Raw genomic sequence first — 22,217 nt, 5'->3', positions numbered from 1 at the left:
ACTACCTCGCACTTACCCAGCTCTGGGCGTTCTTCTGCCTTGCTCAATCGTCTGTTGGCACGCACGCGGCTGCGACAGCTGCAACTGCTCGTGTTGATTGCCGACCTGGGCAGCATCCAGCGCGCTGCCGAGGTTGTGGGGCAAACACAGTCGTCAGCAACCAAAGCCTTGTCGGAGCTTGAGCGGATGGTGGGTTTGCCGCTATTCGAGCGCCATGCGCGCGGAGTACGCCCCACTTTGATCTGCCGCGACCTTCTGCCGCTATTGCGCAACATGCTGGGCTCGCTCAATGGCTGCGCAGAAATGTTGGCGGCAGCCGCCGAAGGCGTGCAGGGGATACTCAGTGTCGGAGCCATCACAGGGGCTCTGTCGGGGTTCCTGGGTCGAGAACTTCCGCCATTCCTTCAGCAGCATCCGCAACTGCGTGTAGAGGTGGTGGAAGACAGTCACCATGCTCTGTTAGCTGGGCTGGCGGCGCGCACGCTCGATATGGTGCTCGTACGCGCGCCCGCGGCTGCTATCAGCGGAACGCGTTTTGTGCCGCTGCTGCAGGACGAAGTGGTTGTGGTGGCAGCCCCCACCCATCCGCTGCATCGAAAACGTAACCTGCACGCAAGCCAGCTGCTTGAGCAGCAATGGGTTCTGGCACCACTATCCACGCAGATGCATGAAGCTTTCGAGCGTCTGTTCGAGTCTTGCGAACACCTCCCAGAGCGCTCGCCTCTCATCACGCGATCTCTGCCCATGCTTTTGGAGTATTTGCGCGCCACGTATGCGGTGGCGCTAACCCCTCTGAGCGTGGTTCAGCCCTTTGTCCAGGCTGGTTGGCTGAAGGTGCTGGCTCTGCAGTTTCCCCGCACATTGGCAGCAATCGGCTTGTTGCTACCTGAAACTCCCGAAAAGCATGGAGTGGATATGCTGGCGGAGTTCTTGATGCATAGGTCGCAATAAAGGCCTGTCATCACCACTTCACTGGGGGGGCAGATCGGCGGCCAGCATTTGCCTCAATGCCTCCGTGGAGGCTGACTCCTGCCGTGGCAACCAGACCAGATGCGTGGTCACTTCTGCGTAGCGTCTGGGCAGGGAAAGCACCTGCAACTGTGGTTCAGCATGTACGGCCTTCAAGATGGAGCGCGGCATGATGCCAATGCCCGTACCGGCTGCAATGCAAGCCACGATGGCGTGGTAGGACGCCATCTCCAGAATGCGGTGAGGAGCAGCTCCGGTACTGGCAAACCATTCCTCCAGGATTCGCCGGTACGAACAGCCTGCAGGGAATGCAATCACTGTGCAACGTGACAGCTGTTCCGGATCCAGCACACCGGTAGCCGAGCGTGCAGCAATGAGCACCAGTTCCTCATCGAATGCTTTCTGGGTCGCCAGCTCCGGTGCAGTGAAGGGCTCAGAAATCAGCGCTGCATCCACTTCATAACGCTGAACCATGTCCAGCAATCGTGATGTGGATCCGGTAACCAGTTCAATGAACACATCCGGGTAGCGCTCATGAAATCGGGATAGGAACGGGGGGAGTCGCGCCGCAGCCGTGCTCTCCAGTGTGCCCAGTCGCAGCGTACCCTGCGGCGCGCGAAGCAGCATCGCGGACTCGGCCTCTGACGACAGTCGCAGTATCCGTTCGGCGTAGCCGCGCAGCACCTCGCCTTCGGCCGAGAGCTTGAGCCGGTTGCCATGCCGCAGAAAGAGTTGCACGCCCAAGCGCTCCTCCAGATTGCGGATGCGCGTGGTGACATTGGACTGCACGCGGTTCATCTGCCTGGCAGCCTGGGTGACACTACCGGTATCCACAACAGACTTGAAGAACGCCAGCGATTCCAGATCAATCTTTCTCATTTCAAGATTCTCTCATCATTGAAATTCAGTATTCATGATGGTTTTGTTTCACTAAAGTGTGAGGTCTTGCCACCTTCCCCCATTTCTCGTGGACTATCAATCTTTGCTGCTGATCCAGGCGGGCACACCGCCCGAGGACATTCGAGCCATCACAGGCGATCTTCCCCAGTGGTTTCTGACAGCCATCGGCTGCAGGCCCGAAACCATTGACATAGTGAAGGTGTATGAAGGGGAATCTCTGCCCGAGCCCGGACAGCACCGTGCGGCGATCATCACGGGCTCGTGGTCCATGGTGACCGATCAGCACCCCTGGAGCGAAGCGACAGCCAAATGGATACGGCAGGCTGTGACACAGGGGATGCCGCTCATGGGCGTTTGCTATGGGCATCAGCTTATGGCCCACGCACTGGGAGGAATCGTGGATTACCACCCTGACGGCAGAGAGATGGGATGTCTGGAAATCGAACAGCTCTCGGCTGCAGAGCCGGACGCCTGGCTCGCCGGATGCCCACCTCGCTTCCAGGCTCACCTCACACATCTTCAGACCATCCTGTGCTTACCCAATGGAGCCAGGGCACTGGCTCGCTCAGCTCACGATCCTCATCAGATCGTCCGCTACAGCCCCACCGCAGTGTCCGTGCAGTTTCATCCAGAGTTCACATCGGAAGTCATGGCGGCCTGCATCAATGCGAGAGCGCAACTGCTTCGCGCGGAAGGTCTAGATCCAGCGGCCATGCTGCAAGGCGTTAGCCCCACACCAACGCCGTTGATGCTGCTCAGGCGCTTCATCGAAACCCATGCTGGAACCGCTCCAGCAGGCAATGCAGCAGCCTCGCTGAATGCAGCCATGGGCAAGCACCCGGAATTACCTCAATGAACAGCGAAATGAAGAAACTCGGCCTCATTGGTGGCATAGGCCCGGAGTCCACCGTGGCCTATTACCGAAAGATCATTCACGGCGTTCAGACACAGGTAGGCAAGGAGAATCTGCCTCGCCTGTCCATCGAAAGCCTCAACGCTTTCAAGGTATTCAGCCTTTGTCATGCACGCGAGTTTGACCAGCTTGCCGACTACGTGCTCGGCGCAATTCACTGCCTGGCCGCCGGTGGTGCGGACATGGTGGGGCTGACTGGCAATACGCCCAACATCGTTCTGGACCGCATACTTCCGCTGTCGCCGATTCCCATAGTGAGTGCCATTGACGCCACCTGCAATGCGGCAAAGGAGCGAGGTGCGCAAAGAGTCGGTTTGCTGGGTACTGTGTTCACCATGACGAATACATTCTTCAAGACACCTTTTGAAGATCGGGGCATACAAGTTATCGTGCCCTGTGAGCATCAGATTGCGCGCATCCAAGCCAAGATCGAGGCCGAGCTTGAACACGGCCTTGTCAAAGAGAACACCCGACAGGAGTTCGTCGCCATCATTCAGGATTTGCAGCAACGGGAAGGTATCGACCATGTAGCACTCGCTTGCACTGAACTGCCTCTGATCCTTAGTGACAGCAACAGCCCTGTTCCTTGCCTTGATACCGTCGAAATTCACGTAGAGGCTTTGATTCGTGCGGTGCTTTCTAGCTGAGCTTGCTTCAGGCCCAGCTACCCACGTTCTTGCGGTCTGCTCTGGGTCGACCAGCGACAGCCACAATCCGTCAGAAGCAGACGCCCAGAAGATTTCCTTGACCGACTGCTTTTACCTGTGGACTGCAGCAAGGTGAGCGAGAATTTCGCGTTCGTCTTTTTCTGACAGGCTCTGATTCTTGAATCACCACCACAGGCTGGACTGGTCTTCAATCCAATCGGGTCGAAGCTCAGACTAATCGACACGAGTAACAAGTATTGGCCTCTTGCGCCACTTTACTCATCCGCATGCTCGGTACTTATCAAAGTTGCAAATGTGCTGGCATTTGCGCTAGTGACGATAGTTGCGCCTCTGTCATCCATAGGCAGTTTCACTTCCGGTTGGCACTGTTGCATAAATCAGTGCCGTGCCAGACTGGTCAAGCAGAACTGGATAGCTGCATGCGAGAACTGCGGCTACGCCCACGTTTGCCGCTGATAGCGGCAAACCATGACATATCCTTGTCCAACAAGATGGTCAGGGAGCCTCGCGCCTTGAGCACTGCGTTGTACTGTTTCCAGTGGTTTGTGCGATAGCGGGGGACTGACTCACCGTCCGAGGCTACCCGACGGCAGAAAGCGATTTATGCAACAACGCTGCAAGATGTGGTTCTTCCTGCTTAATCACGACGCCAGCCAAGGCCTCCAGAAGTGTCATCCCCGCCTGCCCACAGCGGCATGCTTCCCGGACCTTGATACGCTCCACGCCCCCATTCATAGCGCATATCACTGCTTCCCATCGTCCGCTGGACACCTTGCTCTGACATGTGTCCGGCATCACGCCCCGGCATCATCGAGCAACCCGCCAGCGTACTGACTACTGCTGCAATTAAAAGTAGCGCTTTCATGACAACTCCTTAAGAAGAAGGAGTCTTCAAGGCTATTCCTGGGGCGTGTGCCCACTGTAAATTCTTGTTGAACGGCTACTTTGCTTACCTAATTCATACAACAGTCAGTATTGATGCGCTCTGTTTTTTGAAGCTTTGAAGCCATAAAACTTGGCTGTCTACCTGATGTCAAGACTGATCGGCTCTTTCTGGCAGGCTGATGAGCCCTTTGTTCCAGTGAAGGCACTGCGCGACGAATTCGTGTGCCCAGGCACGCATGCCGAGCGGCCGGACGAAAGGGCCGTGCAGTGCCTCGAAGCAAAAGCTTGACCCTGCCACTCCCCTACATGTTCTGAGCGCCATAGAAGGCACCATCACCTCCGGTCCAAGGACGCCCATTGTCGTCATGCATCCAGCGATCCCGGTCGCCGATCATATTCATGCCGCCCATCGTCTGGCTGGAACTCTCGGCAGGCATAGACCCGGAACTACGTCCCGGCATCATTGAGCATCCTGCCAGCATGCTGGCAAGTGCCGCGATTAAAAGTAGCGCTTTCATAGCAACTCCTTAAGAACGTGGAGCATTGCAGGCTAGTCTTGCCGCGCGCGCTGCATGTAAGTTCTTGTTGAACTTCCTGTTTGCCTACCCAATTCGTGCACCGTCCCGGCTCAAGCGGGCTTTATTTGTTTCTGGATCGCAATGTTCAGGAGCATGATCATTTACCGCAGTGTCGTAGGTCGGCATGTCGAGTTGAAGGCGCCAGGAAACACTTCTACCGATATAGCCTTCCGATGGCTCTGGGTCACCTTGCCGTATGCACCGTTAGCGATCAGTTCGACCCAAGCTTTGTCAGGTCACCCACCGTAATTTTCCGGGGCCGGAATTCGGGCAAACTGTTATTTGCAACAACCAATCGCACTTTGGCGACCATTAACCGGCAATGGCTCACTCCCCTGAAAAAACACGCGGACCACCTTTGTGGGGCCCTAGGTCTTCATCGCCTCTTGCCAATGAAACTCAGCATTTCGAACGCTGGCGCAAGCGCACCTGGCAGTTGCACGCTTCGGTCCTATTGAGCCATCTATATGCCTTCATGCTATTTCTCGGCCACTGCTGGGCAGGCTACGTGCCGTTGCATGCAGTGCTGCTGTATGGGCTCTGGATAGGTGCAGGGATGGCCTTCATCACCTGGGCCTACGCCAGTGGCTGGAGCCAGACTCAGAGTGACCCTGGCTTGTTCTTCTGGCACCAACTGGTCTCGGTTACAGGGGTGCTGGGCTTGCTTGTCGCAGCTCCTCAGGTTGCGTTCCAGGCGCTGGTTATGCTTCTGGTCTTCAGTACCGACGGCTTTCTTGCGCCGCGGCGTACAAGTTTCTGGATGACCTGGAGTTGCACGCTCATTGCAATTGCGCTGGCTGTTTACTGGGCAGGGCCACAGATGCGCATGACTACCGACACCCTCATCGGGCAGTTCCTCACTGTCGGCGTCATGCTCGGAGCAGTCGTCCGATGCAGCGTGCTGGTCACCTACTTTCGTGGCATGCAATATCGACTCAGTGCGAGTAATGAAAAACTGGCCCTCGCGCTGAAGCAGATTGAAAACTTGGTGCGCAACGATGACTTGACGGGACTGGCAAACCGCCGAGGGGTCATGGATCGACTGCAACAATGTATTCATGCGGCTCAACGCAGAGACGCCCCGTTTTGCATCGCATTGCTTGACATTGATTTCTTCAAACAGGTCAATGACCGTTACGGTCATGAAGGAGGAGATCAAGTGCTTCGAGCCTTTGGGCAACTTCTGTCTTCGCAGATTCGTGCAACCGATTGCGCTGGTCGTTACGGCGGAGAGGAATTTCTTCTGGTGCTCTGTGATACACCATTGGCCCAGGCAGGAGTGCTGCTCGAAAGAATTCGCGAAAGCACAGAAGCACTCCCGTGGACACAGTTAGTGCACAAAGATCTGCGAGTGACATGTACGTTGGGTGTGACTCAGTATCGACAGGGAGAAACCGCAGAAGCCCTCATCTCGCGCGCTGATGCTGCTATGTATCGAGGCAAGGCCGCTGGACGCAATCGCGTAGTTCTCGCCTAGTTCAAATCTTTCGCTTGCCAAGACCCTGAGCCGTCAGATCGCTTCCTTGTGAATGGTCATTCCCGCCCACCGCCATCAAGCACTTTGCGCTTCTTGATGCGGTCATGGACGCCGAGAGCCTGGACGATGCAGCTTTCCTTGGTACAGGAGGTGCCATTGCCAGGGACAAGCCCTCGCGCCTGACTACCGATCTGATTGAGGCACAGGGAGGCGAAGGCCGCGCCCGGAGATAAAACATGCCATGCGAACAGCCGTTTTCAACCTCCACTTATCGAGCCCTTCCTGCCATGCAGCGGAATTTTGTGTTTGGAAAAGCACATGCACCCGAGGTTCATGAATCGCCACTGCCTTGCTGGACTTGTTGCAAGAGCAGGTACTGAGGCCATTTGAATGTTTACGGCTTGGCATCTACGTCGCTGGAGTTCGATCAATATCTCACTACCGATGCATGTGGCATGCTTGGCACCATTCACATTTTTTAACCGTGGAGGCTCAATGAAGATGAATATGCCGTGTATCCGCCCTCGTGTGGCAGCCTTGCTGCTTGGAGTTTCAGGTCTAGCGGCCGTGTCCAGTTCCTGGGCATGCACACGGCTGGTATTTCACGGCGCCAACGGCCACGTGATCACCGCACGATCCATGGACTGGAAGAGTGACATCGTCAGCAACCTCTGGGTACTGCCGCGAGGCATGCAGCGCACTGGCGAAACCGGCCCCAATACTGTGCGCTGGACGTCCAAGTACGGCAGCGTCATCACTTCAGGCTATGACATTTCCACTACCGACGGAGTCAACGAAGCCGGTCTGAATGCCAACCTTCTATGGCTCGTCGAGTCGCAATACCCTGCATTTGGCACCAATAGCAAGCCAGGCTTGTCGATTGCCGCCTGGGCTCAATATGTACTGGACAACTTTGCAACAGTGCAGCAGGCGGTAGCTGCGCTAAGTAAGGAACCATTCACCCTCGTATCCGACACCATGCCCGGTGAAAACCGGCTGACAACCGTACACCTTTCAATCTCCGACTCCAGCGGCGATAGCGCGATCGTGGAATACATCGCAGGCAAGCAAGTCATTCATCATGGTCGCCAATACCAGGTCATGACAAACTCGCCAACCTTCGACCAGCAACTGGCGCTCAATGCATACTGGAAACAGATTGGAGGCACCACAATGCTGCCTGGCACCAACCGTGCAGCAGACCGCTTCGCCCGCGCTTCGTTCTACGTGAACGCAATACCCAAGGATCAAGGTCCGAACAAGGCACTGGCCAGCGTCTTCAGCGTGATCCGCAATGCCTCCGTGCCGTACGGCCTTAATACTCCGGAAGAGCCCAATATATCCTCCACCCGCTGGCGCACCGTGTTTGATCACGAGCGCAAGCTGTATTTCTTTGAGTCGGCACTGACACCCAACACATTCTGGGTGGACCTGAAGGCACTGGACTTCAGCAAGGAAAAAGGCAAGGTCATGAAGATCGATCTGGGACCGGACCAGAATCACACGTATTCAGGGGATGCCACTGGCCAATTCAAGGCATCCGAGCCGTTTAAATTTCAAGGCATCTGATCATTTCCCAGCCAATGATTCTGCCCTGATACAAACCCGCATCGTGCGGGTTTTTCTTTCTGGAGCGCGATGTTTCAGCCAATGCTGACGGTCCGCCAACCCCGCTTCTGAGTTACCACAGTCCTACCGCAAAAAGGCGTACCGACCTCATCCACTTGCACTCAGCGCACCCCAAAAGATCCCTGACTGACCAGCAAGCAGGAACCCTTCAATGGGCGCGTATCCCTAGTCCCATCAGACGATTTCCCTCAACTCCGCCACTTCAAGAATCCGGCTGAAGAGTTGCTCGATCTTCAACGGCTGCATCGTCCTTGATGCGCAGATTGGAGTGCAGGAGCATCAAGCCAGACCGAAGAATCTTGATGCGTCTGAATGTTCTGGGTCCCTATCGCAAGGAAGTGGCATGTCGTATACGTTGACTGGTTTTGAAGGCAAAGTGGCCGTGGTCACCGGTGCAGGCCGGATGCGCAGCATCGGTCGCCCCATTGCACTGGCATTGGCGCAGGCGGGTTGTGATGTTGTCCTGACGGGCACGGGCCGCGCCCCCGACACCTATCCGGAAGATGAGCGCAAAGCGCATTGGCGAGATATCGAATCGGTGGCGGATGAAATCCGTCAGCTCGGGCGCCGCGCCCTGCCTGTGGTCTCCGATGTCAGCAACCCAGTGTCCATCGATGCATTGCTTGCACGTACGATTGCAGAATGGGGACGTGTGGATTTTCTGATCAACAACGCGGGCGCAACCCGCGGCGACGACCGCATCCCGGTGACGGAGCTATCCATCGATACATGGCATCGGGTGATGAATGTCAACCTGAACGGAACCTTCTATATGTCTCGTGCGTTCGCAAAACAAATGGGGGCACAGGGAGAAGGCGGCGTCATCATCAATATCTCGTCGCTGGCAGCGCAGCTGCTGGCACCCGACACTGGCGCCTACGCCACCACCAAGGTGGCCATCAATGGCCTGACCACCATCATGGCGCGAGAGCTTGGCCCCAAGAAGATTCGCGTGAATGTCGTGGCTCCCGGCATCGTGGAAACAAGTCGTCTGGATGATGTGCCTCGCGGCAAAGTGTGGGACGACATGATCGCCGGCTACATCTCTCTGGGTCGGGCAGGTACCGGCGAAGATATCGCCCACTTGGTCGCATTCCTGTGCAGCGACCAAGGCGAATGGATCACCGGTCAGAGCATCTACGTCGACGGCGGCCATCTGCCAACGCCACGACGCCCAACATGAATTAACTGCACTCCAACCGTGAGCCGCATGAGTGGGCTCTGACAAGCCACCTCAACCAACAGACAGGCTCGCCATCGCGCGAGCTTTTGCTTCCTGGAGCACCATGCGCACTGCACCACTAAGCAAGCCCCATACCCTCTGCAGCCGCTTCGCAAGGTACAGAGCGAACCGCCAAGGCCGAATGGCTTGACGCCCAGATTCAGGAAGCAAGAAAGATTGCCGCCCGATTCCTTCATGAGCACAGAGAGCCTGGCACAGGTCTCACATCACTCTATCGAGCTTGAATATCACCGACGCGGATGACGACAGGCCCCTGACCTTGATTGTGCTTTGTCGCAGCCAGCCCATGAATTGCTTGCCAATGGGCTCTGTATGCAGCCAGGTTCTGCCCCGCTCCAGCAAGTTCCTTGGCTCTCGTCAGGCGCTCAAGCGCATCGCCACTGATAGCTGCTGATCGAGCCTCACCGTTGGTCCTGTACTCAAACACAACCCTGCGCGGGCTCATTTCATACGTTGCGCCGGCATCCATTCGATCCATACATGCCTCACTGAATTAATCAGCAATAGTTTACCCATAGCTCTCCACTATGTGGATTTTACTTTCTGGAGTCCTGTACTCGACACTCAATCCGGTAAGCGCTGCGGCAGCTGCCATTCATCCATCTCCTCCAGCTTTCAAGAAGGCCAGGGACGAGTACCGCCCTGCAGCCACTGTCCACAAACACCCCGGCCGTCGCGTGCTTTTCTCATTCGAGGAGCCGAAATGGAAAGCAAGATACCCGACCATGCCGCAAAGCATTGCAAACAACTGCCACCCTGTTCCCCAGCATGCAGCCTGCGCAGGCAACCCGGCCGACAGTGCTCGATGCTCTCGCCTCTGCAGCAAGCGCACTAAGCGACTAACAGAAAGACTGCGACCGGCATTCGACAGCTCCAGACGTCAGTGGCGAATCTGCCTTCGCATTCAAAGCTGGTTTCAACCTTGCAGGCAGCGTCTCCGCCGTGATAGTGCCGACCTTTAAGGCATGACCCAGCCAGTGAATGACGACTTCAAGCATCATGACTGCGACTCCAACAAGCATGAGGCGATGACGGATGCAAACCCCAGGCTGACAACAGCTTCCAGCCAGGCACAAGAAACAGCCCGCAATGCGGGCCTTTTTTTGCCTGCTTTCCGGGCTGGAATCAATGATTGCCCAACCAGGCCACACTGTTGAGAAAGAGTCGCACCAGTTCGGTCTGACGACGTACCCCGGTCTTGGAGAAAATGGAGCGCAAATGGGCGCGGGCGGTATTGGGTTTGATACCCAGGGCCTCGGCCGCCTCCTCCAAAGACATGCCGTTGCTCAGATGCGTGGCCACTGCTGTCTCTGCAGGAGTCAGATGGAAAAGCTGCTGCGTGAGCTTGACGGGCGGCTCTGCCTTCCCCGTCGTATCACGCAGAAAAACCGCTACGCTGGGACGCTGCTTGCCTTCGGTCCATTCATCTGGAGAGATGCTTTGCACCACCACGCCCCAGTTGAGTTGACCGGACTGGCGAGTGATGGACATGCCCTCGGTCATGGAGACGCTCTCCAGCCTGGGAGAGAGCAAGGCATCGCGGATCAGACGCTGCAGCCGGCGATTGTCATTGGCATAGACGGCCTCGAGCGCACCGTTGTTGACCCGTATTCCATCGCCCACGTTCAGAATGGTGGTGGCTGCTGGGTTGGCCTCGATCAGCTTCCCCGTCTGATCGAGAATGACCACGCCCATCATCAGCTGCGCAGTGGCACGCCCGTATAGCGAAATGACCTGCCGGTCACGATGCAGATTCAGCTGCATGTTCAACACCCGCTTGAGGTGCGGCACCAACATGCGCACCACGTCCAGATGTGTTGACTCGAATGCTCCCGCCGCCGTAGGCCGCGTGATACGCCAACCATAGGAACAGCCGTTATCGGTCATGACATCCACGGCCAGAATGTGCTCGATGTTCACCCCCTTGCACCAGTCGGTGTAGTAGCGACAGGAATGCCATTCGGCCTCCGTCATCACATCCGACAGGGTGAGCACCTTGTCCTTGGCGATACCGAGAAACGGGCTCCATTGCGCATAGGGGTCGTAAGGAATGACTTCGGAGCGACCGCTCGATGCTGAAATCACCCAGCCCACATTCTCACCATGAGGGTCGCGCACCACGAGTGAGGCGTAGTTGCCATTGGCACTTGAGCGCAGCAGCTCCAGAAATACCTTCCAGTTCTGCGGGTCCATGGCTGACTCGTACAGCGCAGTAATCAGTTGACTCAGGGCTTCGGTACCGATGACCGAGGCCTGTTCCGGCGAAGAAGCGGCCTCAGTCTCCACGGCATACGGGACGGGAAAGCCGGTGACGGCCTGAAGAGCATCCGAGCGATAGTTGTAGAAATCAAAAGTTGCGTAATCGCTTTTGGGCATTTGCTGTCTCAAAAAATCCGGCCCATCAAATAGCGCACAGTTACTCAACTCTGCGCGCGTTCTTCATTGATGCACGCACCCGGAAGTCGGCCCAAGAAATGCCTTGATTTTGCTGAGCCCCCACAAACTGCGCATCGTCAAATCAGACGATAGGAAACCTAGCAAAAAAGCATGCCCTCCGACTATTGCAGACCTGCAATATGAATACCGCTGGCATCGTCATCCGGCGAATACGGCTGAACTCTCGACTCCTGCTCGGATGTGCCCTGCTCCAGACGCTTTCGGAATTGCTCCGCAGGCAAGGCTGGCGAGCACAGATAGCCCTGAAAGTAGTCGCCCTGCAACTGCTCAATGGCCTGGCATTGCTCCTGCGTTTCCACACCTTCTGCCACAAGTTCCACGCCCAATGCCTGCCCCATGCTGATGATGGCGCCCACAATGGCCTTGTCTCCCGCATCGTGCGGCAGGCCGCGCACAAAACTCTGGTCGATCTTGATCTTGGAGATCGGCAGTTTTTTCAAATAGGCCAAGCTCGAATAGCCGGTACCGAAGTCGTCAATGACCAGGCCCACACCCAGCTCTGCGATCTGGTGCACGCGTAAAGCCATTTCCTGCGCCTCCTGCAGCAAGATGCTCTCGGTCAGCTCCAGCTCCAGCCACTGTGCCGGCAAGCCGCTGGCTTCCAACACATATTTGAGGCGATCCACGAAGTCCGGCTGCCTGAACTCCAGCGCGGATACATTCACCGATACCTTGACGGGCATGTCCATAGCCAGCCAGCGCGCCGCCTCTTGCACCGATTGCTCAAGCACCCAGGCATCCAGCGCAACCACATATCCGGACTCCTCCGCCAAGGGAATGAAGGCTGCGGGAGAGATCACCCCCAGTTCGGGGTCCGTCCATCGAAGCAAAGCCTCTGCCGCCACAATTCGACCCGAACGGATATGTACCTGTGGCTGAAAGTGCACGGCCATATGCCCCTTGTCCAGCGCCTGGCGCATAGCATGCTCCAGCTTCATTCGCGAGAGCAGACCCGCACTCATTTGCGGCTGGTAGAAGCTGAAATTACCGCGTCCACGCTCCTTGACGCGATACATGGCGATATCTGCCTGGCGAATCAGTTCGTCCAGCGTCAAACCATCCGCCGGAAATTGCGCAGCCCCAATGCTGCACTGAACGGAAAAGCCCAGACCGTCAAGCATGAAGGGCTGGCGCATTTCGTCCAGAATACGGGCGGCCACGGCCGAAGCCCCTTCCCCCGTGCAATCATGCAGATAGAGAACAAATTCGTCCCCGCCCTGACGGCACAGCACATCGGCAGGGCGCAGCAGTCCGCTCAGCCGCTGAGCAACCAGCTTGAGCACCCGGTCGCCGAAGTCATGGCCCAGTGAATCGTTGATGATCTTGAAACGGTCCAGATCCAGAAACAGAATGCTGAAGGGCTGCTGTGTGAAGCGCGCCGCCGTGATGGCGGCTTGCACGTGACGGCTCAGACTCAGGCGATTGGGCAGCCCTGTCAACGCATCACTGTAAGCCAGCTGCTCAATCTGCTTTTGAGCGCTGCGCTGCATGGTCATGTCGCGCATAAAGCCAATGCTTTGTACCAGACGCCCATATCCGTCACGCAATGCCACCCAGGACAGCCAGACCGCGCAGCGCTGACCTTCACTCTGCTTGAGCCAAAGATTGCCCTCCCAGAAGCTGCCCACATCCCAGCGCGCAGCGGCTAGCTCCAGCAGGTCGGACACAGGCCCTCCCTCGGACTCGAACAGAGTCCAGGCAGCGAGCCCCAGCACCGCCTTGCCATGCAGCAACTGCCCGCCAGCCGGGTTGACCTGAACGATGACACCATTGGCATCGGCAATGAAGATACCGTCCAGGCTGGACTCGAACACTCTTGCAGCCAGACGCAGTTCTGTCGCCGAGCTGGATTCCACCGTGATGTCTCGATAGGAGTAGATACGCCCTATCGCCACACCGCGGCTGAGCTGAGGCACGGAGCGGCGCTCCAGAACCCTGCCACTGAGCAGCTGCAGTACCTCCGAGGTTTCAGGAGCCGACAGGTCCTGCGCATCCTGTAGAAGAGTGAACTGACTCTCGCTGCTGATGGTCTGCGCTTCCAAATGGGCAAAGACGGCCGCATCATCTCGCTGCACGAGCAGTGGTTCGGGTAGTTGCCACAGCTCCGCGAAACGGTGATTGAATGCACGAATGCCGCCGCGCAGATCACAGACCAGCATGCCATCTGCAGCGGACTCAAGCGTCGCCCGCAACTCTGCAAGCAGCATGTCCAGTTCGCTCTCGTGCCGCAACTGCTCGCTGCGGTCGAGCATGGTGAGCATCAACCAGCGTGGATTCAGGGCGATGGAGCCCACCGCCATCTCCACAGCTGTCAATGAACCATTGGCTGTACAGATTTCTGTGAGGAATTTCGCCCCACCCACCCAGTTTGAGGCATCCTGCCAGAACGCCTTTTGCACCAGAGAGGCGCACAGCACATCGACATACTGCTCCTGCGCCTGCTCGGGCGTGTAGCCTGTGAGCTGCATACTGGCTGCATTGGCATGCACGACACGCAATGTCTGCGCATCCAGCAGCCAGACCGCCTCCTGCAAACCATCGAGCATGGAGGCAAGCAGAGGGTCAATCAGAAAACTCTGCTGCAAAGTCACGCGAGGTCTTTCTCGGCAGCAGGTGCTGCAGAACTGTCAAAAAAGTAGCAAAGACGCCTTTGCGGCTGTAAAGCTTCTAACGCATTTCGAGAAAGCTGATTTCGCGTCAAGCCCCGGCGAATACCCAAACCCACATATTCAAGCAAATCTACGAACCGCAGCTTCTGCGGCGCCTGCATGTCATAGGTCAGCACCTGCGGCTTGAGCGACTGGCTGGTGTTGACAGACACCACCACGCCCATCCGCCCATCGCTTAGTTCCACCAAAGAGCCCGGCGGATAGACCCCCAAGGTCTGCACGAATGCCTTGAGCACATCGGGCGCATATCGCTGGCGATACTGTCCATACAGTGCAGCCATGGCTTCATGAGGCGTCATTTCGTTGCCTTGCAATGGCAGATTGCACAAGCGCTCAAAATTATTGACCAGCGCCAGGATCTGTCCGGCAATGTCCATATCTTCGGCCAGCAAGCCAAGTGGAAAGCCTGACCCATCGGCCCATTCATGATGCTGGGCGATGGCCGTCGTGACGGAAGGAGGATAGCCCATGGATAGAGCCAATGCCACCGACTCTCCGACATGACGCGCATACACGGTCTCTCGCAGAGGCGTGCGGCCCGTGCCCTGATTCAGTGCATTGGCCGATGCGGAAATTTCAAGCCCCGGCTTGCCGATGTCATGCAACAGGGCCGCCGTGCCCAGATCCTTCAATACGTCATCGCACAGGCCCAGCGTCTTACCCAGCAACAGGCTCAGCACGGAGACGTTGACACCATGTACGCCAAAGGTGGCGCCCCCCGTATCCGCGAGCAGATGCAAACTCAGATCACGAGCCTGCGCCAGTTTGACGACTTGCTGTGCAACCAGCATATCCGTCGTTGTCCGCGCCTTCTCGGGGTTGACAGGCAACAAGGCCTGCACGTCATCAAATACGGAAACCGCGCCCAGAAACCTGGACTGCACGCCCAAAATACTGTTACGCCATGCATGCGCATCGTTCTCAGGGGGGACAGGAGCGGGTTGAGGGTCTGCGGCCGGAGGTGCTGCCGCTTCCTCCAGATCGCTTCTCGATAGATCGACCTGAACTGCCTTGAGCTTCAGGGTCCTAAGTGTCTGCAACTGCTCGTCATTGACAATCTTGAAACTGCTGACGGGAAACGGATGGCGCAACCAGCCGGTCTCCAGATGGACATACATGCCGATACGCAGTTGTCCGATATCAATAGCAACGAAACGATTCACTTTGAGCGCTACACACAAGATAAGACATTATTCCGCAGTTCCATGACTGCTCAAGCATGACTAGGGTCTGTTGGGATGCAAACAGCATCAACAATCCCCTCTTGTGTGACTTATCGGCACCAAAGGCTGGGTTTGTAGACCAGGTCCATCCACAAAGCCCAACTCGCAACGCCAATCAGCATCAGACCTGCAACTCTGGTGCCCCATCTGGCCCGCAATGCATTGACATGCGACTGTCCCAGTTGCCACAGCCAGGGACCCGCCAGCAGCCACAGTGCACCACCAACGGCAAAGGCTGCCATGGACAAAGCCCCTTGCCAGGCGCCGCCACTCAAGGCCGCCACCAACACAGCCGAATACAGCAAACCACAAGGCATCAGTGCCCAGGCAAAGCCTGCTGCCAGACTGCCGCCTGGCGCGGTGACCCAGGGCTGAACCCTGGCCCAGACGGAACGCCCCGCCCGCTCCAGCCAGGCTGGCTGCCGCGCCTGCACCACCATGGCCAGTCCCCAGGCCATGACCGCCACATGCATCAGCGTCCAAAGTCTCTGCAATGCCGTTGTCTGACTGGTCAGCCAGGCCAGACTTTCCATGGCCACGGCCGCGATCCCGCCCAGCAGGGCATAGGCAGCGATGCGCCCCAGATGAAACAGACTGGTACGCAGCCATTGGCGTTTTTGCAGGCCGAGCACGACAACTGGCTGCCCGCCGCCGACAGGCTTCGCTGCTGTGACCACACTGCAGGGGGCAGCGCACATCACAAGACAATGGGGCCCACCCACGAGCCCCATGATCAAAGCAGTCCAGACCAGCGAAAACAACATGCGCTAGATGATGCGCGAAAAGCGGGCGCGGTTCCGGTCGGCCTGCAAATATCGGTCAAACAGCATGGCTACTCCGCGCACAAAAAACCAGCCCAGGCCAGTGACCTTGAAGCCCTCGGCGGACAGCTCGACCAAGCCGTTGCGCTGCATCTCTGCCAGCGCATCCAGCTCCGCAGCGAAGTATTCGCGGAAATTGATAAGCCAGGCCTGCTCCATGGGCTCATACAGGACGGAGCCCTGGCACATGATGGACATGATGACGGCTCTGCGCACCAGATCGTCACGTGAAAGTGCCAGTCCGCGCTGCACGGGCAACATGCCGCCATCGACGGCATCGTAATACTCTTCAAGAGTCTTGACGTTCTGGCTGTAGGTCGCGCCCACCTTGCCGATAGCCGATACGCCCAGTGCAATCAGATCGCAATCAGGCTGGGTGCTGTAGCCCTGAAAATTGCGATGCAGGCGCCCCTGGCGCTTGGCAATGGCCAAAGAGTCGTCAGGCAGCGCAAAGTGGTCCATGCCTACATAGACATAGCCGCCATCCATGAATGCATCAATTGCGCCGGAGAGCATGTTCAGCTTGTCCTGCCCCATGGGCAGGTCTGCCGATTCGATGCGCCTTTGCGGCTTGAAGCGCTCGGGCAGATGCGCATAGGCATACAGTGCAATGCGATCGGGGCGCAGCTCATTGACCTGTGCCAGCGTGCGCGCAAAAGACTCGGGCGTCTGCCTGGGCAGCCCGTAGATCAGGTCCACATTGATGGAAACAAAGCCCAGGCGGCGCGCCTCGGCCACCAACGAAAAGACTTGCTCGGCGGGCTGCTCGCGGTGCACCGCTTTCTGCACCGCGGGATCAAAGTCCTGCACGCCAAAGCTCAGGCGATTGAACCCCATGTCCTTGAGAGCTCTCAGCCGCTCGTTGCTGACGGTGCGCGGATCGACCTCGATGGAGTACTCGCCCGCGGGATCCAGCTTGAAATGTTCACGCATCAAGACCATCAGCTGCTGCAACTCGGCATCGCTGAAGAAGGTCGGTGTGCCTCCGCCCAGATGCAGCTGGCTTACGAGCTGGCCTTTGCCGCAATGCTCGGTATGCATGGCCAGCTCACGGCTCAAGTAGTCCAGATACTCGGCAGCCTTCTCATGATGCTTGGTCACGATCTTGTTGCAGGCGCAGTAATAGCAAAGCGACTCACAGAACGGCACATGCACATAAACGGACAGGGGCAAAGCGCGCGAGCCAGAATGCGTCTTGCGCTGCTTGAGTGCCAGTATGTAGTCGTCTGCACCAAAAGCCTCAACAAAACGGTCGGCTGTTGGGAACGATGTGTAGCGTGGGCCGGGGATATCAAAGCGGCTCAGCAACTCAGGCGTGACTGCGGTCATAACTGGGAGTTAGGGTGCGCCCACACTCTGTATAGAGCAGATTTCAATGGAAATCAGATCCTGAAAATCATGCCCAAAATAGGCAAAAGCGCATGTTTTTGAACGAATACAGGCAATGTGCCCCAAGGCAATCACCCTGTCCTTGATGAAAATCAAGAGACCTCAAGGCAAGTGCTGCGACAATTTGATCCATCTCATCTTCAACCACGAGGTCAATGACCAGCGCGACTCTCCACTCCGTGTCTGTCTGCGCCGTTGCAAAAAGCCCATGAATCTTCAGACCATCAAAGCATCCTGCTCCAACTGCAATCTGCGTGAACTGTGCATGCCCATGGGCCTGGACGATGAACAAATGGAGCGCATTGACGAGATTGTGGCCACGCGCCGCAAGGTCAAGCGCGGCGGTCTGCTGTTTCGCAATGGCGAAGAGTTCACCTCGCTGTATGCCATTCGAACCGGCTTCTTCAAGACCAGCGTGGCCACCGAAGACGGACGCGACCAGGTCACAGGCTTTCAGATGGCTGGCGAAATCATTGGTCTGGACGGCATCGTCAACGACCACCACACTTGTGATGCCGTGGCCCTGGAAGACGCCGAGGTCTGCGTCATGCCGTTTGACAAACTGGAGCAGCTCTCGCGCGAGGTCACGGCCCTGCAGAACCATGTGCACAAGGTCATGAGCCGCGAAATCGTGCGCGAGCATGGCGTGATGCTGCTGCTGGGCAGCATGCGTGCCGAAGAGCGCCTGGCGGCCTTTGTGTTGAACCTGGTTCAGCGCCTGTCGGCACGCGGCTTTTCCAAGTCGGAACTGGTGCTGCGCATGACGCGCGAAGAAATCGGCAGTTACCTGGGCCTCAAGCTCGAGACCGTGAGCCGCACTTTCTCCAAATTTGCAGAGGAAGGCATTGTGGAAGTCAAGCAGCGCCACCTGCGCATCCTGGATACCGAGGCGCTCAAACGCATCGTCAACAGCCAGCAATGCCAGAACTGAACCGAGTCGACAGACACTCTCAAGACAAAGCCCGCGGACAGCGGGCTTTTTTGTCTGTGCGAATTAATCGGGCAGAGGCTCGGAAACGATGCCGCCATTGAGATCGCTGACGGAGCGACCCAGCATCACCGTCATCGCACCTCCGATCAGGGTCACGACCCAGAAGGCAAAAAAAGCGACCGTATAGATGGCTTGGCGCGACCAGTCCAGGGGGGAGCCCAGCCAGTGCACATCCAGCGGGTCCACAAAGGCGAAAACCACCATCTCCATGATTGCCGCCGCCAGAAAGGCCGGCCAGACAATCCACATCCAGCGTCGAGCATCCATCCTGATTCTCCTTGGGCTGTGGGCTTGGTCATATTTTGCACAACAGTGGTGACCGTTCATGCAGGACTGCGGGCATGCACCGTGGCGGGAAACCCTGAACCACTCTCTTTTCAGTAGCATCCTGCGCCATCTGGATATCAAAAAACTATTTGCTTCTACATCAACGTTAGACAGAACATGCGCAACACGCTCTGATTTTGATATCGGCAACAAAAAAGGCCGCAAAAGCGACCTTGGCGGAGCAAGCGCCGGAGCGCTCAGCGATCCAGCGGATGGTCCTTGGCTGGCGTGGCCGCATGATTGCGGCCGGTGACTGCTGGGGCCAGGCTTTTTTCACTTTCGCTCAGGCGCTGGTTGATTTCCATGCCATGGCGGTAGTAGTCAGGGTCAATCACGGGATCAGGCCTGCTCAGTGCGATGTATGCGGTGACAAAGCCGGCAATCACCACGATCACCGGGCCGGCGATGATGAGCCAGACATGGGCAAACTTCCACCAGGGCTTGCCGTCCTCGGGGTGGATGATCTTGGCCGTTTGCGAGACCTTGGCTTGTGCTGCCGACATGATGAAACCTCTTTCCAAAATTCTGACCACCCAGACACACACGGCAGGGTGGCATAAATTGTTGCCGATTGGCGGTGCCCTTGTCCGGCCTCCGTGATGGCTCACGAAGACCGTCAAGACCTGGCATTAACGCGGCACCAGGAACACCGTCTTCTCGGAAATACGCCCTGCTCCGGCAGTCACTGCATCCACATTGAAGTGTACGGGGTGCGAGCCTGGAGTTGCTGAGCCATACGGAATCTGCAGCCGCACCGCAATGCCGCGCGTCTCTGCAGGGCCAACGCTCACTTCCTGCTCGGATGCGACTTCCAGATTCTCCAGGCCCACGGCGCTGATACGGTAGCGCTGCTCGGACTCGGTGGCGTTCATGATCTGCAGACGGTAGACGTTCTCCAGCTTGCCGCCCGCCACGATGCGCGAAAGCGCAGCACGGTCGCGAATCACATCGACCTTGAGCGGCTCGCGCAGCACCAGACTGGCGATCATGGCGGCGCTGAGGGCCACCAGCACGGCCGAGTAAATCAGCACACGCGGGCGGAAAATGCGGCGAATCACCTGCACCTGCTTCCAGGCCTTGGCGACGGCATTCTGAGTGGTCAATCGGATCAGGCCACGCGGATACTCCATCTTGTCCATCACGGAGTTGCAGGCATCGATGCACAGACCGCAGCCGATGCATTCGTACTGCAACCCTTTGCGGATATCGATGCCCACGGGGCAGACCTGAACGCAAAGCTTGCAATCTATGCAGTCCCCCAGGCCCTGTGCCTTGTAGTCGACATCTTTCTTGCGCGGGCCGCGAGCTTCACCACGTTCGGCGTCGTAGCTGACGATCATGGTGTCCTTGTCGAACATGGCACTCTGAAAGCGTGCATAGGGACACATGTACTTGCAGACCTGCTCGCGCATATAGCCGGCGTTGCCGTAGGTGGCGAAGCCGTAGAACGCCACCCAGAAAATCTGCCAGCTGCCCTGGAAGGCCATCAACTCCACACCCAACTCACGGATGGGCACGAAGTAGCCGACAAAGGTGAAACCTGTCCAAAGAGACAGAGCGATCCAGAGAAACTGCTTGAGCGACTTTTTCCAGATCTTCTCCAAAGTCCAGCCGCTCTTGTCGATACGCATGCGGGCACTGCGATCGCCTTCGACCTTGCTTTCGATCCACATGAAGATCTCGGTGTAGACCGTCTGCGGACAGGAGAAGCCACACCACAGACGCCCGGCTACGGCGGTAAACAGGAACAGCCCCAGTGCGCTGATGATCAGCAGCCCCGTCAGATAGATGAAGTCCTGCGGGTACAGCACCAGTCCGAACAGATAGAAGCGCCGGGCCCCCAGATCGAACAGCACCATCTGGCGCTCGCCCCACTGTAGCCAGGGCAGGCCGTAGAAGACGATCTGGGTCAGAAACACCATGGCCCAGCGCCACCGTGAGAACACGCCGCTAATAGAGCGTGAGTACACTTTTTGCTCGGAAGCGAACATAGGCACCAACTCAGGCCCGCCCTCATGAGGCTCAGGCGTGATCGGTATGACTTTTCGGGGCTTCCCCTGATCGCACGGCATCGCAGTTCCTTAATATTTTTGTAATTACTGAAAATTGAAACGCGAAAAAGGCGGTGCCAGGGCACCGCCTTTTAAAAACGCATTACTTCTGGTTTTGCGTATTCGAAAGACTCCAGACATAGGAAGCCAGCACGGCAATTTGCGCCTCCGTCAACTTCTCTTTCTGGGCAGGCATCTCATTGTGCTTGCCGTTGTTGACGATGTTGACGATTGCCGCCTCACCCCAGCCATGCAGCCAGATGTCATCGGTCAGGTTAGGAGCTCCCAGCGCGGGGTTGCCCTTGCCGTCCATGCCGTGACAAGCCGCACAGGCCACGAATTTGGACTTGCCCTGCGAAGCCTTGACGGCATCGTGAGGGCTGCCCGACAGGCTCAGCACATAGTGCGCCACATTGCGCACATCCTCCGCCGAGCCCACGGCTGCCGCCATGGGCGGCATCATGCCGATACGGCCGTTGGTGATGGTCTCCCTGATCTTCTCGGGAGATCCGCCATGCAACCAGTCGCCGTCCGCCAGATTCGGGAAGGACTTGCTGCCGCGAGCGTCAGAGCCGTGGCATTGCGCACAGTTGTTCATGAACAGACGCTCGCCAATGGCCATGGCCTGAGGGTCCTTGGCCATTTCTTCGGTAGGCATGCTGGTGAACTTGGCATACAGAGGCTCCAGGTCCGCCTTGGCCTTGGCCATTTCCTTGTCGTAGGCGCCGGTCTGGCTCCAGTCCAGCTTGCCGCCGAAGCCGCCCAGACCGGGATAGACCACAAGATAGCCCAGGCTGAAAACCACGGTGATCACGAACAGACCCATCCACCACTTGGGCATGGGGTTGTTGAGTTCACGCAGGTCTTCGTCCCAGACATGGCCTGTGGTGTTGTCGCCCGAGGGAACGACCTTCTTGCGGGCCACCAGAATCAGCAGCAGCAAGCAGCCAAAGATGCCGATCAGCGTAATCGCCGCGACATACACCGACCAGAAATTGTTAATGAAATCGCTCATGGGATGTTCTCG

19 protein-coding genes and 1 pseudogene are annotated in these 22,217 nt (G+C 57.4%); 8 read left to right on the top strand and 12 right to left on the bottom strand.

Annotated elements, in window-relative coordinates; all coding sequences use genetic code 11:
* Positions 1-39 precede the first annotated feature (39 nt).
* The gene (locus tag EIC84_RS01835; RefSeq protein ID WP_003063080.1) at positions 40-951 is read left to right on the top strand and encodes a LysR family transcriptional regulator; all 912 of its coding nucleotides are present in this window, start codon (positions 40-42) and stop codon (positions 949-951) included.
* Between the two features lie 18 nt (positions 952-969).
* On the opposite strand, the gene EIC84_RS01830 is transcribed toward EIC84_RS01835, so the two are convergent.
* Positions 970-1,848, bottom strand: a complete 879-nt coding sequence (locus EIC84_RS01830) for a LysR family transcriptional regulator (RefSeq protein WP_003063082.1) — start codon at positions 1,846-1,848, stop codon at positions 970-972.
* Positions 1,849-1,951: 103 nt separating this feature from the next.
* Between EIC84_RS01830 and EIC84_RS01825 the strand changes: the two genes are divergently transcribed.
* Positions 1,952-2,725: a glutamine amidotransferase gene (locus EIC84_RS01825; RefSeq protein ID WP_003063085.1), complete on the top strand. Its 774-nt coding sequence runs from the start codon at positions 1,952-1,954 to the stop codon at positions 2,723-2,725.
* Positions 2,722-3,429, top strand: coding sequence for an aspartate/glutamate racemase family protein (locus EIC84_RS01820; RefSeq protein ID WP_003063086.1), 708 nt, complete (start codon positions 2,722-2,724; stop codon positions 3,427-3,429). The genes EIC84_RS01825 and EIC84_RS01820 overlap by 4 nt, the downstream gene beginning before the upstream one ends.
* Before the next feature lie 416 nt (positions 3,430-3,845).
* Here the strand turns inward: EIC84_RS01820 and EIC84_RS01815 are convergent.
* Positions 3,846-4,051: pseudogene (locus EIC84_RS01815) on the bottom strand (transposase); the annotation flags it as partial.
* Between the two features lie 586 nt (positions 4,052-4,637).
* Positions 4,638-4,853 (bottom strand): hypothetical protein, encoded by a 216-nt coding sequence (locus EIC84_RS01805; RefSeq protein ID WP_003063093.1) that lies wholly within the window; start codon positions 4,851-4,853, stop codon positions 4,638-4,640.
* A 616-nt stretch (positions 4,854-5,469) separates the two neighbouring features.
* Between EIC84_RS01805 and EIC84_RS01800 the strand changes: the two genes are divergently transcribed.
* The 4 genes from EIC84_RS01800 to EIC84_RS01790 all read left to right on the top strand — a co-directional run bounded on the left by EIC84_RS01800 (position 5,470) and on the right by EIC84_RS01790 (position 9,202).
* Positions 5,470-6,390: a GGDEF domain-containing protein gene (locus tag EIC84_RS01800; RefSeq protein WP_003063096.1), complete on the top strand. Its 921-nt coding sequence runs from the start codon at positions 5,470-5,472 to the stop codon at positions 6,388-6,390.
* Positions 6,391-6,494: 104 nt separating this feature from the next.
* On the top strand, positions 6,495-6,623 hold the full coding sequence (locus EIC84_RS26270; RefSeq protein ID WP_003063099.1) for a hypothetical protein: 129 nt from the start codon (positions 6,495-6,497) through the stop codon (positions 6,621-6,623).
* Between the two features lie 262 nt (positions 6,624-6,885).
* On the top strand, positions 6,886-7,959 hold the full coding sequence (locus tag EIC84_RS01795) for a linear amide C-N hydrolase (protein WP_034361570.1): 1,074 nt from the start codon (positions 6,886-6,888) through the stop codon (positions 7,957-7,959).
* Between the two features lie 403 nt (positions 7,960-8,362).
* Positions 8,363-9,202 (top strand): SDR family NAD(P)-dependent oxidoreductase, encoded by an 840-nt coding sequence (locus tag EIC84_RS01790; protein ID WP_003063105.1) that lies wholly within the window; start codon positions 8,363-8,365, stop codon positions 9,200-9,202.
* Between the two features lie 1,185 nt (positions 9,203-10,387).
* On the opposite strand, the gene EIC84_RS01780 is transcribed toward EIC84_RS01790, so the two are convergent.
* From EIC84_RS01780 to hemN, 5 genes are all read right to left on the bottom strand, one after another.
* The gene (locus tag EIC84_RS01780) at positions 10,388-11,638 is read right to left on the bottom strand and encodes a helix-turn-helix transcriptional regulator (RefSeq protein WP_003063107.1); all 1,251 of its coding nucleotides are present in this window, start codon (positions 11,636-11,638) and stop codon (positions 10,388-10,390) included.
* A gap of 182 nt (positions 11,639-11,820) precedes the next feature.
* Complete coding sequence (locus EIC84_RS01775; RefSeq protein ID WP_003063109.1) at positions 11,821-14,310, bottom strand: bifunctional diguanylate cyclase/phosphodiesterase; 2,490 nt, start codon at positions 14,308-14,310, stop codon at positions 11,821-11,823.
* Complete coding sequence (locus EIC84_RS01770) at positions 14,307-15,569, bottom strand: HD-GYP domain-containing protein (RefSeq protein ID WP_237704411.1); 1,263 nt, start codon at positions 15,567-15,569, stop codon at positions 14,307-14,309. Before EIC84_RS01770 ends, EIC84_RS01775 begins: the two co-directional genes overlap by 4 nt.
* Positions 15,570-15,661: 92 nt before the next feature.
* A complete protein-coding gene (locus tag EIC84_RS01765; RefSeq protein ID WP_034351810.1) occupies positions 15,662-16,375 on the bottom strand; it encodes a sulfite exporter TauE/SafE family protein in 714 nt (237 codons plus the stop codon).
* Between the two features lie 3 nt (positions 16,376-16,378).
* Positions 16,379-17,761 (bottom strand): oxygen-independent coproporphyrinogen III oxidase, encoded by a 1,383-nt coding sequence (hemN, locus tag EIC84_RS01760; RefSeq protein WP_003063116.1) that lies wholly within the window; start codon positions 17,759-17,761, stop codon positions 16,379-16,381.
* Positions 17,762-18,029: 268 nt separating this feature from the next.
* Between hemN and fnr the strand changes: the two genes are divergently transcribed.
* On the top strand, positions 18,030-18,752 hold the full coding sequence (gene fnr / locus EIC84_RS01755; RefSeq protein WP_034351808.1) for a fumarate/nitrate reduction transcriptional regulator Fnr: 723 nt from the start codon (positions 18,030-18,032) through the stop codon (positions 18,750-18,752).
* 63 nt (positions 18,753-18,815) lie between these two features.
* Here fnr and EIC84_RS01750 read toward each other — a convergent pair whose 3' ends face one another.
* The 4 genes from EIC84_RS01750 to ccoP form a co-directional block, all read right to left on the bottom strand.
* Complete coding sequence (locus EIC84_RS01750) at positions 18,816-19,079, bottom strand: hypothetical protein (protein WP_003063120.1); 264 nt, start codon at positions 19,077-19,079, stop codon at positions 18,816-18,818.
* A 257-nt stretch (positions 19,080-19,336) separates the two neighbouring features.
* Entirely contained in the window at positions 19,337-19,642 is a 306-nt protein-coding gene (locus EIC84_RS01745; RefSeq protein ID WP_003063123.1) for a FixH family protein, read from the bottom strand.
* A 126-nt stretch (positions 19,643-19,768) separates the two neighbouring features.
* Complete coding sequence (gene ccoG / locus EIC84_RS01740; protein ID WP_034351807.1) at positions 19,769-21,211, bottom strand: cytochrome c oxidase accessory protein CcoG; 1,443 nt, start codon at positions 21,209-21,211, stop codon at positions 19,769-19,771.
* An 82-nt stretch (positions 21,212-21,293) separates the two neighbouring features.
* Positions 21,294-22,205, bottom strand: coding sequence for a cytochrome-c oxidase, cbb3-type subunit III (gene ccoP, locus EIC84_RS01735; protein ID WP_003063126.1), 912 nt, complete (start codon positions 22,203-22,205; stop codon positions 21,294-21,296).
* Between the last annotated feature and the right edge of the window lie 12 nt (positions 22,206-22,217).

Origin of the sequence: Comamonas sp. A23 (assembly GCF_004522605.1) — a bacterium.
GTDB lineage: Bacteria > Pseudomonadota > Gammaproteobacteria > Burkholderiales > Burkholderiaceae_C > Comamonas > Comamonas thiooxydans.
Note: the sequence above shows the minus strand (reverse complement) of the source record. Positions and strands in the feature narration are given on the sequence as shown.

What these genes read in the sequence shown, in the direction of transcription:
- EIC84_RS01830 (WP_003063082.1), bottom strand. Translation starts at nt 1,848, where the DNA reads ATGAGAAAGATTGATCTGGAATCGCTGGCGTTCTTCAAGTCTGTTGTG.
- EIC84_RS26270 (WP_003063099.1), top strand. Translation starts at nt 6,495, where the DNA reads ATGGACGCCGAGAGCCTGGACGATGCAGCTTTCCTTGGTACAGGAGGT.
- EIC84_RS01765 (WP_034351810.1), bottom strand. Translation starts at nt 16,375, where the DNA reads ATGTTGTTTTCGCTGGTCTGGACTGCTTTGATCATGGGGCTCGTGGGT.
- fnr (WP_034351808.1), top strand. Translation starts at nt 18,030, where the DNA reads ATGAATCTTCAGACCATCAAAGCATCCTGCTCCAACTGCAATCTGCGT.
- EIC84_RS01795 (WP_034361570.1), top strand. Translation starts at nt 6,886, where the DNA reads ATGAAGATGAATATGCCGTGTATCCGCCCTCGTGTGGCAGCCTTGCTG.
- EIC84_RS01800 (WP_003063096.1), top strand. Translation starts at nt 5,470, where the DNA reads ATGGCCTTCATCACCTGGGCCTACGCCAGTGGCTGGAGCCAGACTCAG.
- EIC84_RS01745 (WP_003063123.1), bottom strand. Translation starts at nt 19,642, where the DNA reads ATGTCGGCAGCACAAGCCAAGGTCTCGCAAACGGCCAAGATCATCCAC.
- ccoP (WP_003063126.1), bottom strand. Translation starts at nt 22,205, where the DNA reads ATGAGCGATTTCATTAACAATTTCTGGTCGGTGTATGTCGCGGCGATT.
- ccoG (WP_034351807.1), bottom strand. Translation starts at nt 21,211, where the DNA reads ATGCCGTGCGATCAGGGGAAGCCCCGAAAAGTCATACCGATCACGCCT.
- EIC84_RS01820 (WP_003063086.1), top strand. Translation starts at nt 2,722, where the DNA reads ATGAACAGCGAAATGAAGAAACTCGGCCTCATTGGTGGCATAGGCCCG.
- EIC84_RS01790 (WP_003063105.1), top strand. Translation starts at nt 8,363, where the DNA reads ATGTCGTATACGTTGACTGGTTTTGAAGGCAAAGTGGCCGTGGTCACC.
- EIC84_RS01750 (WP_003063120.1), bottom strand. Translation starts at nt 19,079, where the DNA reads ATGGATGCTCGACGCTGGATGTGGATTGTCTGGCCGGCCTTTCTGGCG.
- EIC84_RS01780 (WP_003063107.1), bottom strand. Translation starts at nt 11,638, where the DNA reads ATGCCCAAAAGCGATTACGCAACTTTTGATTTCTACAACTATCGCTCG.
- EIC84_RS01805 (WP_003063093.1), bottom strand. Translation starts at nt 4,853, where the DNA reads ATGAAAGCGCTACTTTTAATCGCGGCACTTGCCAGCATGCTGGCAGGA.
- hemN (WP_003063116.1), bottom strand. Translation starts at nt 17,761, where the DNA reads ATGACCGCAGTCACGCCTGAGTTGCTGAGCCGCTTTGATATCCCCGGC.